This window comes from Sporolactobacillus sp. STSJ-5 (assembly GCF_024385605.1).
Lineage (GTDB): Bacteria > Bacillota > Bacilli > Bacillales > Sporolactobacillaceae > Sporolactobacillus.
Genome location: NZ_JANFOJ010000024.1, coordinates 24,313 through 40,012, shown reverse-complemented (window position 1 = coordinate 40,012; position 15,700 = coordinate 24,313). Strand labels below are relative to the sequence as shown.

The 15,700-nt window shown below is 42.2% G+C and carries 15 protein-coding genes and 1 riboswitch; of the genes, 9 read left to right on the top strand and 6 right to left on the bottom strand.

Annotated features, from left to right (window positions below):
* Window positions 1-292: 292 nt before the first annotated feature.
* Window positions 293-1,075, top strand: a complete 783-nt coding sequence (locus tag NOM01_RS15790) for an alpha/beta fold hydrolase (protein ID WP_255749529.1) — start codon at window positions 293-295, stop codon at window positions 1,073-1,075.
* Window positions 1,076-1,546: 471 nt separating this feature from the next.
* On the top strand, window positions 1,547-1,894 hold the full coding sequence (locus NOM01_RS15785) for a VOC family protein (protein WP_255749528.1): 348 nt from the start codon (window positions 1,547-1,549) through the stop codon (window positions 1,892-1,894).
* Window positions 1,895-2,046: 152 nt separating this feature from the next.
* Here the strand turns inward: NOM01_RS15785 and NOM01_RS15780 are convergent, their stop codons facing one another.
* From NOM01_RS15780 to NOM01_RS15770, 3 genes are all read right to left on the bottom strand, one after another.
* Complete coding sequence (locus NOM01_RS15780) at window positions 2,047-2,379, bottom strand: YciI family protein (RefSeq protein WP_255749527.1); 333 nt, start codon at window positions 2,377-2,379, stop codon at window positions 2,047-2,049.
* A gap of 97 nt (window positions 2,380-2,476) precedes the next feature.
* Window positions 2,477-3,643, bottom strand: coding sequence for a tRNA epoxyqueuosine(34) reductase QueG (queG, locus tag NOM01_RS15775; RefSeq protein ID WP_255749526.1), 1,167 nt, complete (start codon window positions 3,641-3,643; stop codon window positions 2,477-2,479).
* Between the two features lie 993 nt (window positions 3,644-4,636).
* Window positions 4,637-5,887 (bottom strand): hypothetical protein, encoded by a 1,251-nt coding sequence (locus NOM01_RS15770; protein ID WP_255749525.1) that lies wholly within the window; start codon window positions 5,885-5,887, stop codon window positions 4,637-4,639.
* Between the two features lie 200 nt (window positions 5,888-6,087).
* On the opposite strand from NOM01_RS15770, the gene NOM01_RS15765 reads away from it, so the two are divergent.
* From NOM01_RS15765 to NOM01_RS15750, 4 genes are all read left to right on the top strand, one after another.
* On the top strand, window positions 6,088-7,203 hold the full coding sequence (locus tag NOM01_RS15765; RefSeq protein ID WP_255749524.1) for a murein hydrolase activator EnvC family protein: 1,116 nt from the start codon (window positions 6,088-6,090) through the stop codon (window positions 7,201-7,203).
* A gap of 146 nt (window positions 7,204-7,349) precedes the next feature.
* Window positions 7,350-7,721 (top strand): iron chaperone, encoded by a 372-nt coding sequence (locus tag NOM01_RS15760; RefSeq protein WP_255749523.1) that lies wholly within the window; start codon window positions 7,350-7,352, stop codon window positions 7,719-7,721.
* Window positions 7,722-7,954: 233 nt separating this feature from the next.
* Window positions 7,955-8,102, top strand: a riboswitch (cyclic di-AMP (ydaO/yuaA leader).
* A 76-nt stretch (window positions 8,103-8,178) separates the two neighbouring features.
* Window positions 8,179-8,358, top strand: a complete 180-nt coding sequence (locus tag NOM01_RS15755; RefSeq protein ID WP_370646171.1) for a winged helix-turn-helix domain-containing protein — start codon at window positions 8,179-8,181, stop codon at window positions 8,356-8,358.
* Between the two features lie 49 nt (window positions 8,359-8,407).
* Window positions 8,408-10,441, top strand: a complete 2,034-nt coding sequence (locus NOM01_RS15750) for a KUP/HAK/KT family potassium transporter (protein WP_255749522.1) — start codon at window positions 8,408-8,410, stop codon at window positions 10,439-10,441.
* Window positions 10,442-10,599: 158 nt separating this feature from the next.
* Here NOM01_RS15750 and NOM01_RS15745 read toward each other — a convergent pair whose 3' ends face one another.
* Window positions 10,600-11,022 (bottom strand): VOC family protein, encoded by a 423-nt coding sequence (locus NOM01_RS15745; protein ID WP_255749521.1) that lies wholly within the window; start codon window positions 11,020-11,022, stop codon window positions 10,600-10,602.
* 187 nt (window positions 11,023-11,209) lie between these two features.
* Window positions 11,210-11,902, bottom strand: a complete 693-nt coding sequence (locus NOM01_RS15740; RefSeq protein WP_255749520.1) for a tyrosine-protein phosphatase — start codon at window positions 11,900-11,902, stop codon at window positions 11,210-11,212.
* A 276-nt stretch (window positions 11,903-12,178) separates the two neighbouring features.
* Between NOM01_RS15740 and NOM01_RS15735 the strand changes: the two genes are divergently transcribed.
* Both NOM01_RS15735 and NOM01_RS15730 read left to right on the top strand, forming a co-directional pair.
* Complete coding sequence (locus NOM01_RS15735) at window positions 12,179-12,694, top strand: YagU family protein (RefSeq protein WP_255749519.1); 516 nt, start codon at window positions 12,179-12,181, stop codon at window positions 12,692-12,694.
* 68 nt (window positions 12,695-12,762) lie between these two features.
* A complete protein-coding gene (locus NOM01_RS15730; RefSeq protein WP_255749518.1) occupies window positions 12,763-14,082 on the top strand; it encodes an MFS transporter in 1,320 nt (439 codons plus the stop codon).
* 73 nt (window positions 14,083-14,155) lie between these two features.
* Here NOM01_RS15730 and NOM01_RS15725 read toward each other — a convergent pair whose 3' ends face one another.
* Entirely contained in the window at window positions 14,156-14,752 is a 597-nt protein-coding gene (locus tag NOM01_RS15725) for a hypothetical protein (protein WP_255749517.1), read from the bottom strand.
* 132 nt (window positions 14,753-14,884) lie between these two features.
* Here NOM01_RS15725 and NOM01_RS15720 point away from each other — a divergent pair, with 132 nt between their 5' ends.
* Window positions 14,885-15,682, top strand: a complete 798-nt coding sequence (locus tag NOM01_RS15720; protein WP_255749516.1) for a hypothetical protein — start codon at window positions 14,885-14,887, stop codon at window positions 15,680-15,682.
* Window positions 15,683-15,700 lie beyond the last annotated feature (18 nt).

Genomic DNA, 15,700 nt, shown 5'->3' with positions numbered 1-15,700 from the left:
ATGATTGATCTGAAAATTGAAAAAGAAAATTTTTATCTATGATATTGAAAATTACAATGCCGATCTAGTGATTTTTGATTACTATGCGAAAAGGGTGAAGTGATCTGATGCAGATCTCTCACTCTTTTTGTATGCCTTTAATGAATACTGTCACAATCGGATCGATATTAGGCAAGCATAATCCTTTTTTCGTTATAAAGGTGAATTTATAATTGTAATAAAAATTATTACAAATTTTATAAAAATGATTCTTACAAGTTAACTCACTACATAAACGAAAGGAATGATGAATTTGGCAGTTTTGTCCACTGATAAAGCCACTCAGATTTGTTATGAAGAAAAAGGAATTGGGAATCCGCCTATCTTATTAATACACGGTGTAACAAGTAGCCGCTTTACATTTGAGTATGAATTTGAGTGGATGAGTCAAGAACATTTAGTCATACGTTATGATTTACGGGGACATGGGGACTCATCCAAGCCTGAAGGGTATACACTTGACGATCATATCCATGACGGGATTGAGCTGATCACCCGATTAGATCTCCGGAATGTCATACTTCTTGGCGAGTCTCTTGGGAGCTACATCGCACAAGGGATTGCAATTAAGCGACCTGATTTGTTATCAAAGCTGATCCTTGTTGTCCCGGCATCACATGGTGAAGGTTCATCCTATGGCAAATTACAAAAGGAACACGCTAATGAATTAGTTGGCAAAACAAGCGAAGAAGCATTTAAGATTTTATCTAAATATATCATTCATACACCATCAAGATTTGATCCAATTGTAGAGCAGACGTTACACTATGATCATCTGACTCCTGCTCAAAAACAAGCGGCGACTAAGTCAATCACGAAATTTGATTTCCGAGAAGAACTCACAAAAATAAAACTGCCCACACTTGTAATTAGTGGAAAGTTCGATATTTTGAATCCACCTGACTTGGGAAAAGAAGCTTCTAATCTAATTCCCAATGCACAAAACATTGAATTTGACCATGAAGGTCATTTGCTAAGACTGGAAAATCCTGAACATTTTAAAAAGGTCATAAGTGAATTTTTAAATGTAAGTTAAACAAATCGATGTAACAAAATTCACGACATGTAACATTCCGTTTAACCCACCGACAATCAAGCGCACATGCATTGACTGTGGTGTTCACCTAATGAAGTTGTTTCAAAAGATCACGCCATAAAGTATATTTAATGTAACTTGTGGCGTGTTTTGTATTTCCACTGATCAGAGGTCAGAAGGCTGAACATAAAAGCTCATGGACTAAAATTGAGTGCACCAAGTCTATGGGCGGAAGTACACAGAAGCAATAGAGAAGGGGGATTTCTGGGTGTGATCGAAAAAATAGTATGGTGGATCCAATACATGATTAATTTTCTTTTTATGCTATATTTAGCCAGGTATATTTCAAACGCATTTTATTCAACGCCAGGATCCTTCCTAATTAGTATTTTTCTAATTGTCGTTTGCATTATTTTGGCATATCTTTTAACCATGAGGTTTAAAAACAACAGTTGATAGGAGCTTAAAAAGATGATAAAAGGTGTCGGAGGAATATTTTGGAGAACTAAGAATCTTGAAGTCGTAAAAAAATGGTACAGTGACGTATTGAAGATTGAAATAGAAAATTGGAATGGGACTATGATTAAACCTCAATTAGGAAATGAAACGATTTTTTCTTTTTTTACCGAGAATGACCGTTATTTTCCAACAGAACAGCAAGTCATGTTGAATTTCCAAGTAGATAATCTAGACGAGATGATTAAACATCTTGAACACATTGGTGTGCCCCTTGCAAAGAAAAAAGAGACTAGTGAATTTGGAACGTTTATTTGGATTGAAGATCCAGATGGTCGACTGGTTGAACTTTGGGAGAAATAGGATGATTTGCTTATACGGCATCAAACCCAGGGCGAAACTGACCGACATTTCATCTGTAGCTGAACTTAATAAAAAACGATTACTATTAATATGAGTACGTGCTCACTACTGGGAATGATGTCGGTATTTGATGCAAATAGTAGATGAAATGACTAATCGATGAATGGCAAATCAGACTGCATCAGTGCGATGTGGTAAGGATAGAGTTCTGCAGTCATGATTCCTGCTGCAACGGCCGGATCGGATTGCATCAGCATTTGCGCCTCTTCGAACGAAGAAGTTTGTAAGATGACAATGCCAAATGTCTTTTCATCCAGGCCTTCTGTTTTTCCCGCAAGAATGAGCACTCTTTTATTCAGCAATTCTTGTAATCTTGAAAAATGTCGTTCAACCGCATCATTTTCCCGCTTTGTCCAATTTGCTTCATTTAATAAAGAAGGAATTAAACGTAACACATAGATATATTGTTTTCGCTTATCCAGCATCGATGATTACCCCTTACGTTTGTTTTTTGCGGTGGATGCAAATGTTCCCTGTGCGAACGGAATGCATTGTGAATGGGTTCCATCATTGTCTTGATGATTAACTACAATTATCCTTTTCATTATCGAGTTTTTCCTTAATCCACTGACAAATTTTCTCGTCCTCTTCTTTCACGAGAAGTTTTTTTAGTGATTCAATAATTTGCGCATGCATATCGGGCTCAAATCGGTCCCACATTTGCTGCAGTGCCCAGGTAACCGTGCGGCGGATGACGGGTCGCGGGTCTTCGTCGAGCAGGCGGAGGAGCTCCGGTGCGGCGTCAACTTCTTTATAATTGCCGAGTGCGACAATCGCATTGCGCTGGATCGGCTTCTTGCCTCGCCAGGAACCGGACAATTCTCCGAATGTTTCTTTGAAATCACGATTGGACAGCGACAGCAGCGGCATAAGAAGCGGACGGGCAAGCTCCGGATCCGCCTCCATTTCCTTATGAAAATGGCTGTCCACATCTCGATTATACGGACAGACTTGTTGACAGGTGTCACAGCCATAGAGCCTGTTACCAATCGCTTTTTTGTATTCTTCCGGAAGTTCTTGTTTTGTCTGGGTGAGAAAGGCAATGCATTTCTGACTGTTGAGCTGTCCGCCCTGAATCAGTGCTCCTGTTGGGCAGTGGTCGATACAAATCGTGCAGTCGCCGCACAGGTCGGTCGCCGGCTTGTCCGGAGGGAATGGAATGTTGGTCAGCATCTCGCCAAGATAAACATAAGACCCGAATTCTTTCGTAATCAGGTTGGTACTCTTTCCCGCCCAGCCGATGCCGGCACGTTCAGCCACTGCTCGATCAGACAGTTCCCCGGTGTCGACCATGCTTTTGCATGTGGCTCCGGGAATTGTGTCAACCAGAAATTCGCAAAGCTTTTGCATACGATCACGAAGAATCGCATGGTAGTCCTGTCCCCAAGAGACTCGGGCAAAGGCGCCGCGACGATGGCCTTTCGTGTTTGCCGGACGCTCGGCCATTCGCTTCGGATAGGCCATGGCAATCGAGACGATCGACTGCACGCCGTCCATGAGCAGAGTCGGCTCAGTTCTTTTTTCAATATCCTTCTCCTCGAATCCAGATTGATAACCAAGTTCCCGTTGCCGATAGAGCCGTGCCTTGAGCTCGATGAATGGATCAGCTGTCGTGAAGCCGATCTTGTCCACACCTATTTTCTTGCTATATGTGATCAGCTGTTCTTTCAGCCTTTGAAAATCCGTCATTTCTGATAAATCCTTTCATTTCCTGCTGATAAACGTTTCGCAAGTCGTTCCATATTTATGAATTGGCACTGAAAATCGTAGGATTGATTTTCGAGCTGCTGATCTCATGATAACGTGATTGGCGGATGCTCGCAAATGATTGCTGAAGGCCTTTATATTTATTTAGTAGACCAGCTGAGAAAAACCGGCGATTCATTATCGGGATAAATCAGCGTCTAGGGTCTCCGTTCTTTGATTGGTAGCTGTTTTATCATCATGTTTTTTTCAATTTAAGGGATCAAAAAGCAGAACAGGTCACGGGATGACAATGAATCACACAAAACGTAGATGTATATCAATACCTTCTAGATACAGACACTTATGCTGTGTAGCATAGCATTTAATGATTAGACTGTGTTATTAGGTAACAGACTATGTAGTATGTTCTTGTGCTTCACATTTCCAATAGTAGACTTTATAATAGGATTAAAGGTATATAACGCTTAGGTTATATAGTTGCTTTGATCTAGTAAATTAAGCATATGGATTTTGCGTCTACATTTGGTTATTCATGTATATAATAAAAACGGCAGTTACCTGTGCGCTTACACAGATAACTGCCTAGGCTTTAGAAGCTGCTTCAAGAGCAGCGCATCACTTTATAGCTGAATATCTCAAAGGATAACCGCTTTCTAGTTTGCCGACCAGAGCGGTTATTTCTTTTCCCTTGAGATATAACTGAGCAAAGCAATAATGAATGTGCCGCCCATAAAGAGCAGCGCAATCATGCTAATTATTACTCCAATTATATCCATTGGTTAAAGAATGCCTCCTTCCGTTCTCTGTCGTCTACAGGAGACACTACGAGTAACAGGGTGTGACACACCGTTCTTTAAGCCGTTCTATTACCTTGTTTATTATTCTAGCATAATCTGAATTAGTTCAGATAGTCTAATGAATGAATGGTTGAAGGCAGCCACCAATAAGAAAATCTGTTTCTGATTTAACAGCAAATCACACCGATCTTGCAATTGGATCAAGAATGCTGATGTCTGTACCGAATTTGCACATGGCGTCACAGTCACATTGCAAATCGGAAAATAAAAGATACGACATGGTGGACTTTAAGGAGTGTTCTTTAATGAATGATGGACGCATTAATTGTGCTTTGATTTCTTTTTCACGTTTGTTGGGAGCGACAAGAAATAGTCTGCATACTTGATCAACAGACAGCGACAGATCATAAAGTCGGAGAATGCCTGAATATATGGAGGTACTCTTTTCCACTTCAAATCCGCTGACAATCTCATCATTCTGATTCAGCCAGAGCACGTCAATCAGTGATACGGTATCAAAAACACTTTTGCTTAGATTCGAGAGCGGCAGGGCGGGAAGCGAGTATTCGCCCAATTTTTCGCCATTATATTCCCGCTTATGGTCGTTTTGGGCGATCCACACGTGATAGCCCAGCGAACGGCCCAATCGTGCTAAATGGTACTGCATTTCACTGTGCGCATTTTCCTCAATTTGGTCATCAAGGACTTGATGATGTCTTTTTTTCAATGCTTTTAAACGCTTTTCGTTTTCCGCATCCAGAACCTGGTCGCTATTTTCGGACAGGATAAGCCGGCCTGTGCCAATCTCAAACAGTAAACCGGCAAAAGCGCCTAAGTCTTTGGACAAGCGCGATTGTGGATTTGTCGCCAGAATGTCCTCTCTCATTTCGAGATAGGCCATCCAGGAACCAAGCTTCAGCTTCTTATGGAAGAGTGTATTGTACCCGCGAACAATCGCCGTATTGAAAGGCGGAAACAGGGTGGGGTGAAGGAAGTAAATAATAGTGGCAACTGCCGGGCCAAGGCCCTTAATCTTTAATTGATCGAGTTTCACGATCTCGTCAAAAATCTGTTCAGCATTGTTGGCATGCAGACAAGCATTCAAAAATCTTCCGAAAGCCAGTTGGTTTTCCGGGTTCTCATAAATATCGGGAATGCGCAGTTTTGGTTTCCAGTAAAACGGATGTGCCGCGCCTTCGAAAACTTGTTTCTGCTCCGATATCGCTGTAACAACGGTCTCTAAGCTTGATCCCTTGAAATCATTGCCAAAGCTGCGTGCTTCAATTTCACTAATAACCTTTTTTAGCCCCTTTTTGATGGTGCGAAATGCCTTGAGACGATCTTCATTGTTAATAAACCAAGTGTGATAGACCGACTCCTGATCGTTTATGTATGCCTCGGTGAGCTTACCTAGTTCTTCACGTATCAACGTGCTTACCCCCATAATCGCTATGAGTCTATTATAGCCTAAAGGGATCCATGAGAAGGATGCTTTTTTGTAACTAGATTGTTATCGAATCGTGTCGTATTGTGTCACATTAAGTTGTTATGATGTAAACATAAGTTTCTGCCGAGGGCACTCGCCTGAAGCGACACAAACAGAGAAAAGTACTAGAGGGGAAAGGGATCATGAATCGGAAACAGATACATACAACAGCAGCGCTGGGGCTGGCGCTTTCATTAATTATGGGCTGCGGCGTGGATGTACATGCAGCCTCGGATCAGCAGCTGTCTGAGAATCAACAGCAACAAGATGTGGTCATTAAGCAGCTCAAGGCCTCGGATCATCAAGTGAAAAAGATTAAAATGGCGGTAACAGACAAGCAGGAAAAACTAGCCGAAAGCCGTGAAAAATCGAAGTGGATGAAGAAAGAAATTAAACGGCTGAACAAGCAGATCGACAGCAGGGACAAATTATTGAAAAAGCGGGTTCGAACCATGTATCTCAATCAAGGATCCGCAAACTATCTTGATGTTCTGCTTGGTTCAGAGAGTTTTGGAAATTTCATAGATCGAGTGTTTGCGTTAAAAACAATTTCGGAAAACGATCAAAACATGCTCAATGATCAAAAGCAAGACAAGACAAACCGGGCCGCAAATCAACAGGCGCTTATTGATGAACAAAGTCAGTTAAAGAACGGCTTGGCAGAATTAAGGGATCTGGAGACCGAGCTTCTTAAAAAGGAAGAGGATCAACGCAGTCAACTCGCGTTATTGAAAAAAGAAGCATCGAAAATAAAAGAAAAAGAAATGGATAAGAATGAAGAAACAGAAGTTGCGGAAGCGCAAACGCGTGCACTAAGCAGTCAATCCGCCGACCTTGAGAATCTGTCTGACAGTAAAGCGGATTTTATAAAACCGGCTCAAGGCTATATTTCCTCCGGATTTGGTCAACGTTCCTTTGACAACAGTTTTCACCCGGGAATTGATATTGCCAATAGCGAGGGAACACCGGTAATGGCCGCTGCGGACGGTGTTGTTTTTAGAGCGTATCATTCGTCCAGTTACGGAAACACGGTCATGGTCTCGCATAAGATCAATGGTCAATTATTCACAACTGTTTATGCTCACCTAAACAGTTACCATGTTTCTGCAGGAGAACGAGTGAGTAAAGGCCAGGATATTGGCGGAATGGGCAATACAGGCGAATCCTTTGGCTCGCATCTGCACTTTGAATTGTATGATGGACAATGGAATCCGCCACCGCATAACGGCGCCGTCGATCCGATGAAGTTTATTCAGTAAAAGGACTTGGATAAAACGAGAGGGAGCTTTTCATTCCTCCCGTTTTTCGTTACTCAAAGGAAAGAAACGTAGAAATCATTGACTTAATGACAATGGTTTGAGAATCTTTTCTGACGGGTATAATCTATACTTTAGGAGGGAACAACATGGACGTTTTTGCAGATTTTTTAGCGCGTATTGATCACCCGCAACACCGGGCCAGAACAGAAGAAGTTTTAGGTTGGGTCGTTGAGAAATTCCCACATTTAGTGCCGGTCATTAAATGGAATCAGCCAATGTTTACTGATCACGATACATTTATTATTGGTTTCAGCACATCCAAAAAACATTTGGCCGTTTCGCCGGAACTTGCAGGGATTGAACATTTTTCTGCTGACATTGTGCAGGCTGGTTATGATCATACCAAGATGTTAATGCGCTTTCCTTGGGATCAGCCGATTGATTACATATTACTTGAGAAAATGATTAAGTTTAATATATTGGATAAAGCAGACTGCTCAACCTTTTGGCGAAAATAAAACAATCGTTATGATTAAAAGTGAATCGAGTTCCGAATGAGTGCACTTTTTTTAAAGTATTCATTCTTCGTGTATCCATAAATCAAATTGAGGCAATTTCAAAAAATGGATATGATAATGGTGGTAACCCAGAGATTGTAAAATGAAATGCAAGGAAAAAATGACACATAGTGTTCACATTTTCTCTTTACAGCATGAAAATCCAAGCGTATAATTACTTCGAAAATTGAATCATTCTTTATTCGCTGAATCCGTAAGGAGCGGGGGAACCAATTCTGTGATGACCAGCATCACTTGGGGTGAATCCTTCAACGTAGGGACGGGCTACTCTCATGATCCGAATCCGACAGCTAACCTCGTAAGCGTTAGGAGGGAGGATGTGAACTGATGATCGGAACATAATTCGACCACGGGGTTGATCCTCTGTGGTCTTTTTGTCGTCCAATTTTTTAATTGAATAGGTATCGGTGATAGTTACTGGATACGACAAGGAGATAGTTATTATTTATGTGTATATATCGGACATATCCGAAAAAAGATAGAAGAAGATTCGACACGACCTTATTTTATTCTGACTGAGCGAGGTATTGGCTATCGCTTTATCAAACGTGATCATTGGGTGAAAATACTGGGTTGAACAAAGATGTCTTTACGAACAAACTTTTTACGAGGGGATCAATAAAATAATGGAGAATAAAACAAACCAACGCTTGTCGATTGGTGGGATGTTGGTTACGTTGGGGATTGTCTATGGTGACATTGGTACTTCACCGTTGTATGTGATAAATGCGATTATTTCAGATGCTGGAAAAATGCGGTATGCCGTACCCGAATATATTATTGGCTCGATCTCATTGATATTCTGGACACTTATGATCATTACAACAGTAAAATATGTCCTTATTGCGATGCGCGCAGATAATAATCATGAAGGTGGCATTTTCGCTTTATATGCTTTAATTCGCAATCGTGCCCGTTGGCTGACCTTTCCTGCACTCATCGGTGGCGCTGCGCTCTTAGCAGATGGAACGTTAACACCGGCTGTGTCTGTAACATCAGCGATCGAAGGGTTAAAAGGGCAGCATATTGGTCCACTTGAATTTAGTGATCATCAATTCGTTGTCGTTCTCATTGTGACGGCGATCTTATTAGGCCTGTTTTTGATTCAGCACTTTGGAACAGAGGTAATCGGGCGGTCTTTTGGGCCAATGATGCTTCTATGGTTCGTTTTTATCGGTGTCCTCGGTTTTATGAATATGCTGACACATTTAGAAATTTTAAGGGCACTATCTCCATACTATGCGATTCAGTTTTTATTCAGTCCGATAAATAAAGCAGGTATTTTTATACTTGGAAGTGTATTTCTGGCAACGACCGGTGCAGAAGCACTTTACTCGGACATGGGCCATGTTGGAAAGAAAAATATTTATGGCAGCTGGCCTTTTGTGTCGCTTATGCTGATGCTTAACTATATGGGGCAAGGCGCATGGGTGATCGGTCATTACCAGAGTGCGGCTTATCGTAATCTTCTTGATGTTAATCCTTTTTATGAAATGCTTCCGGATCAAATAAGGTTATTTGCCATTGTGCTTGCGACCTTGGCAGCAATCATTGCTTCGCAAGCGTTGATTACAGGCAGTTATACATTAGTAAATGAAGCAATTGGTTTAAAGTTTCTGCCTCGAATGTTGATTAAACGTCCAAGTAACACGCGAAGTCAAATGTATATTCCAACTGTTAATTGGTTTTTGTGTGTCAGTACACTCATTATTGTCTGGTTATTTCAAACCTCACAGCATATGGAGGCCGCTTATGGGTTAGCAATAACCATAACCATGTTGATGACCACCTTGCTGCTGTTTGAGTTTATCAAGAGCAGGCTTAATCAAGCAGTTGCTTTTGGGATGGTTCTATTCTTTGGCTTGATTGAGGTTCTCTTTCTGATGGCAAGCCTCGTTAAGTTTGTCCATGGGGGCTACTTGACACTTTTAATTACACTAGTGATTCTTTCGGTTATGGTTGTTTGGTATTTCGGCAACAAGCAGCGTGAAAATTATGAACGCACAAGTGAATATGTTTCGTTATTGGATTATCGTAAACAGTTAGTTCAATTGAGTAAGGACAGCACGGAGCCGCTTTATAGTACGAACTTAGTTTATATGACCAAAATCGGTCCACATTACAGCATTAAACGGAAAGTCCTGTATTCAATTCTTGATAAGCGACCGAAACGGGCAAAAGTGTATTGGTTTGTAACGGTTAATGAAACGGATGCTCCGTATGAGAGCCAGTATACGGTAGATATGCTGGGTACTCGTAATATTATTAGTGTACAGCTCTATCTGGGCTTTAAGAATTCACAACATGTTAATATTTATGTTCGGCAGATCGTCAATGATCTTATTGATGAAAAAGTCATTGATACGCAATATCCTAAATACACAACGCTTAAAAATAGGCGTGTCGGTGATTTCAAATTTGTTGTCACCACGGAGCAGTTAATGGATTTAGCGACAGATCCAAAGATGAATCGCTGGGATCGTTTATTGATCGGAGGTCGTATCTTTCTACAAAATATCACGACTTCCCCGGCTATTTGGTACGGGTTAAAATTTAGTGAAGTTGTTGAGGAAGCCGTTCCTTTAGTACTTTATAATCCGAAAATTTTACGCTTAAATCAAAAAGAAATTCGCCATGCGGTTAAAGATACGAAAAAATAAGAGTATTGCATCGCCGGCATTAGAGTCGTCATCTCATTTCAACTTTTCTGCGGCGGAAATAAGACAGTCGGATCATTTTTTCCTCGTTCATTAAAAAGGGGGGCGTCTTATCGTCAAAAAAATGACGCTAAGATGCCCCCCTTTTGTCAATTTGATTTTTATTTTGGTTCGGTTGAAATTTGCCAAGTAATGCCGAACTTGTCTTTTACTTGCCCGTAGAGCGGACTCCATGGCGTTTCTTGGAGCGGCATAAGGATGGTGCCGCCTTCTTGCAAATGGCTGAACACCTTTTTGGATTTTTCGGTATCGTCTAGGAGGACGGCGATGTTTACCTGGTCTCCCAACTGATAGGGTTGACCAGGGAATGTATCGGATAGCATGATGAACGAATCGCCCACTTTAAGCATGGCATGCATAACGCGATGCTTTGCCTCTTCGGGAACTGTAAAGCCCGGTTCTTCAGGCATATCACCAAAGGTCTGAATGCCGACCACTTCTGCGTCAAGCGCGTCTTTGTAGAATCGGACAGCCTCCTGTCCATTGCCATTCATAATAATATATGGGTGCACATGCACGCTCATTGAAATCACCTCATTTTTCACTTTATGGTATACCTGTCTTTAGTCAGGTTGATATTAAGATACCCCAAACCGATCCTTAACTAACCCGTTCATCATACCCTATTTTTAATCGGGCTAATCCCAATCGTTTCGTGACTTTATTCGTTGAGGACTGAGATTGTATCATCATTTATAACGGGGAGAACTTTTAGAATAGCCTATTTTTCAGCGCTGTAATTTCATCCGGAAGCAGTCCGACTTTCTTAAGATAGTCTTGCACATTGCCATAGGTCTTGAAAAAATGATTCAGGGCCACTTCCATATATTCCATATCGGATCGGCCAGTGAAATCAGGAAGTTCCGGATGTTCATGCAGCAATTCACGTATTCTGAGCCGCAAATAAGTATAGGAGACTTGGTAGTCAGCCAGAATGTCGCTGATGCCGACGCCGGCAATAAGCAAAAGCAACGCAGCTACTACACCTGTGCGGTCTTTGCCGACATAGCAGTGGATAAAAATTGAACCCTCTTGCCGAGCGATAATGCTGAGAATCCGCTTGATTGCCGGAAGATCATCGATCATTTCCGCGTACAGCAGGGGAACTTCTGCCTTAGAGGCTGGATTGCGATTGCCAAATGCAAACGGGCAATGAAAGTAATCAAAATCAGCAGATTGTTCGAAGGCACTTGGTAATTTTTCTGTTTCCGGTTTGGAACGGAAATCGAGTGCTGCTGTAACACCTAATTTCTTCAATAATGCAAGATCTTCTCGGGTTAATGCTTGCGGTGCATCGCTGCGGATGATTCTTCCAAATGCTGTCGTTCTGCCGTCAAGGGTTGGATAACCGCCTAAATCTCGTGTGTTGACCGTGCTGGAAAGAGTAATTCTTCGTGTTGGCATGAGTGCACCTCACTGATTCATTTCATAGATTAAAGTCTGCATTCCGTGCTCATTATAGCATGGAGAGAGAAAATGGGCAGGTATGTTGTTGAGATTAATAGGGCCTTTGTTGGAAGCAACTGTTACTTAATAAAATGTAGGGTACAATTGCATTTGTGCACTCACATCCATATCAAGACCATAACTAATGAGCAGTATGCACCACTTAAATGGAAGAATTGATTATACTAGTTGGTAGACTAACAATAAGTAAGCAACAGAGAAGGAGCTGGAGACATGGCTTTAAAAAAGAAACAGTCCTCCAAATTAAATGCAGCCATAAAAGCAGGAGTTGTCGCCGGGCTCATTTCCGGACTCGTCAAATTTGGCTGGGAAAACGTTCTGCCGCCGCGGACTCCAAAACGTGACGCAACGAATCCGCCTCAGAAATTACTGCAGCAAATGGGTGTTCCTGAATCAGCCACACACGCTGCATATCGATATTCAGAACAAGATATGCCATGGGTCAGTTATTTAGTCCACTTCGGTTTTTCCACGTCATTTGCCGTACTTTATCAGGTGCTTGCTCAATATGAACCGAAAATCAAAGCAGGCGGAGGATCGGTATTTGGTCTCACCGTCTGGGCAGCTTTTCACCTGGGTATTATGCCGGCAATGAAAACCGTACCGTCAGCGAAGGAGCAGCCGACGGAGGAACATATTTCCGAAGCGTTGGGACACATCGTCTGGATGTGGACTAATGACGTTATAGGCGATGAAGTTTACCATCGGCTGACCAAGCACATACAATGAAATGAAACGGCACCAAGTGGCGCTGACCATTTGGTGCCTTCTTGTTTTCTTTGGAAAGAAGATGGCTTATGAAACGAAAATGGCAAACGGCCTGGCCGGAACGCATCAGCTATGGATTAAGCGATGCGGCCGACAATCTGGTCTTTCAAATGTTAACCACGTACCTGTTGTTCTTTTATACCGATGTTTATGGATTAAATCCAGGGGCGGTAGCGATTTTGTTCATCGTTGCCCGGATTGCCGATGTTGTGGAAAGCTTTATTATTGGGGTGATGATCGACCATACGCATTCTCGCTGGGGCAAAAGCCGACCGTTCTTTCTTTGGTACGCTCTGCCTTATGTCATTTTTGCCGTTTTGACTTTTATGACGCCTGATTTCTCGCAGTCAGGTAAACTTGTATGGGCCTACGTAACCTATCTGGGATTAGGCTTCTTTTATACGGCGGTCAATCTGCCGATTACGTCCATTTTGCCTGCTTTGTCAGAAAATGAGCAGGAATTGACACTGCTTGGGGTCATTCGACAATTTTTCGGCAGCTCGGTCCAAATTATTATTGCGGTTTTCACATTGCCGCTCGTTGCCTTCTTTGGACGCGGCGATCAGCAAAAGGGCTTCCTGCTGACCATCTGTGTGTTTGGGTTGATTTCGTTATTGTTGATTCTCAATACATTTTTCAACGTGCATGAGCGGATCAGCAAACCTGACGTAGCACATCAGCCGTTTAAGGTAGTGATGCGCATGCTCCGCAAAAATCGGCCATGGCTAATCATTTCCGCAGTGATTTTCCTTTACTGGCTTGTTACTGCATTGAAAAATCAGACCACGATCTACTATTTCAAATATACCTTGGGTCGCGAAGACTTAGTCCCGCTGGCAAACAGCTTTACGTTGGCGGCCCTGATTGGAGTTATACTGATTATACGATTGGCCAAACAGCATGGTAAGAAGCAGACGATGCTGTCCGGAATCGTTACTGCTTTTATCGGTCAGGTCATTCTGACTGTCGGGGTTTATGCGCATTCTCTGGCAACTCTGTTTGCCGGAACGTTTATTAATTCTGTCGGACACGGTATCATCATCGGCCTTGTTTCCATTATGATTGCCGACACGATTCGCTACGGGACGGCTATGGGTGTCCAGGCTGAAGGTATTCTGGCTTCTACCGATGATTTTGGGGTCAATATGGGACTCGGAATCGGCGGCATGATTACTGCCGGACTGTTCCATCTGTCCGGTTATGTTTCCAATCATGCGCAAAACGCGGCGACGTTGTCGATGATCAATGTGAACTACGTTTGGATTCCGCTCGTGCTCTACGTCATTATGTTTCTAACCTTGCAGGCCTATGACCAGCAGCAAATCACTGATGCTGTGGCTGATAGGTAACAGCTTCACGGTTCCACAATCAGATATCAAGCAACAGAACGGCTCGCAATGTGTTGGGCGGTTCTGTTTTTTATTAATGGGCAAATACCTTCTTCGCATTATTCAATAGAAGGAACACTTGGGCGGCAGCAGATATCATGCAAAAAAAGAGTACGACAAATAGTATCGTTCCTGTTGTTCCGTTTAGATTGGGTTCCAGTGATTCCTTTGCGACGAAAAGAGCGGTCGTGTTGAAAATCACGGTTACGATTTGGTATGAGAAGAAGAATTGGTAGGTCCACGTTGATTTGGAAGCGAGTTCGGTATTTCCAACACGCCGGGCTTCTTGTTCAATGCCCTTGCACAAATGATAAATACTGAATGCAAGCAGGACGGTTGTAACGATAAAATAAATATAGGAAAACAGCCTGCCGCTTAGTTGTGCGTTGTCAATGACGCCATCTAGAACCGCGGAATGATGGATAAAGAGATCGATCGCTGATAAAATGATGAGCAGCAGACTTGACCATTTTACATTCATGAACCGATCATTATGAAAATGGGATAATAAGTTACGCGTTCCGTAAAAGATAAAGGCGTAGCCAATGACATCAGGCAGAATATCAATCGTGCTAATATTGAAACGGAAGAAGACAAAAATGCATCCTATGATTATTTGATTAAAACCCACGAAATAACTCCCCAATCGCATTCGATTTTTAATGCATTGCTTGGTATTATTATACTAAACATCAGCTATCCTTGAAGGGAGAGTTACCTGATTAATAAGAAAATATTAATAGCGTGTACTGCTGTTACTGTCTTGCTGCTTATCTATACGTGCTATACCTACCTAGATCAACTTGTTCAATCCTCCATTATTGTAAATCCTGAAACATTGCAGACAAAGCACCAAGCGTTGCGCTCAGAAAATCAGAGTACCACGGATTTGAAAACAATCGGGTTCTCAGACTTTGCGGTTGCAAATCTGTCCAATGCAGAGCAGCAGCGGCTCGAACCGTTGAAAGGTAAAGTCGTTGCCCAATCGATGACCTATCTGAAGGTTACCTCAAGTGATGTACAGAAGCTGTCAAAAAAGAATTATGCTCAGGCTTTGTCTCAAGTGACCCATTCGAAATTACCACAGCGAGTAAAATTCGTACGCATCAGATTGAATCTCATCTCTGAAGGACAACGAAAATTCGCATGTGTTGGGAGCGAGCGGATTGACTATAGTCCCGCAACCATGAAGCCGACATCGATCTCAATACAGTACCGGCAGGAATACCAGCAATTATCGAGCGATGCCGTGCAGACATGGGCCAGTGTGTCGGCATTTAATCCTCAACATCTTTCCATTGGCAACCGATTCTACAAACCATCTGCTTTGCCTGACAATCAATCTACGGACTTTATGGAAGAAAGTTCAGATTCACATACATCCCATTCTTATCTTGTTCATTGGAAGCAGGCTGGACTATTTCACGATATAGTTGGGCTGGATTTTTCGCATGTAACCGAATTTGAAGTACCTAAAGATACCCAGCGAGTAGATGTTTATATTCAGATTAACCAGCCTCATGTGTCGGATCAATTAACGTATGAAATTCAGAATTCCTAAGACGATGGCATTTTTCAA

Bases quoted from the DNA above. Each gene is read 5' to 3' on its own strand.
- NOM01_RS15760 (WP_255749523.1), top strand. From the start codon at position 7,350: ATGGACGTTTTTGCAGATTTTTTAGCGCGTATTGATCACCCGCAACAC.
- NOM01_RS15785 (WP_255749528.1), top strand. From the start codon at position 1,547: ATGATAAAAGGTGTCGGAGGAATATTTTGGAGAACTAAGAATCTTGAA.
- NOM01_RS15765 (WP_255749524.1), top strand. From the start codon at position 6,088: ATGAATCGGAAACAGATACATACAACAGCAGCGCTGGGGCTGGCGCTT.
- NOM01_RS15735 (WP_255749519.1), top strand. From the start codon at position 12,179: ATGGCTTTAAAAAAGAAACAGTCCTCCAAATTAAATGCAGCCATAAAA.
- NOM01_RS15750 (WP_255749522.1), top strand. From the start codon at position 8,408: ATGGAGAATAAAACAAACCAACGCTTGTCGATTGGTGGGATGTTGGTT.
- queG (WP_255749526.1), bottom strand. From the start codon at position 3,643: ATGACGGATTTTCAAAGGCTGAAAGAACAGCTGATCACATATAGCAAG.
- NOM01_RS15740 (WP_255749520.1), bottom strand. From the start codon at position 11,902: ATGCCAACACGAAGAATTACTCTTTCCAGCACGGTCAACACACGAGAT.
- NOM01_RS15780 (WP_255749527.1), bottom strand. From the start codon at position 2,379: ATGCTGGATAAGCGAAAACAATATATCTATGTGTTACGTTTAATTCCT.
- NOM01_RS15745 (WP_255749521.1), bottom strand. From the start codon at position 11,022: ATGAGCGTGCATGTGCACCCATATATTATTATGAATGGCAATGGACAG.
- NOM01_RS15730 (WP_255749518.1), top strand. From the start codon at position 12,763: ATGAAACGAAAATGGCAAACGGCCTGGCCGGAACGCATCAGCTATGGA.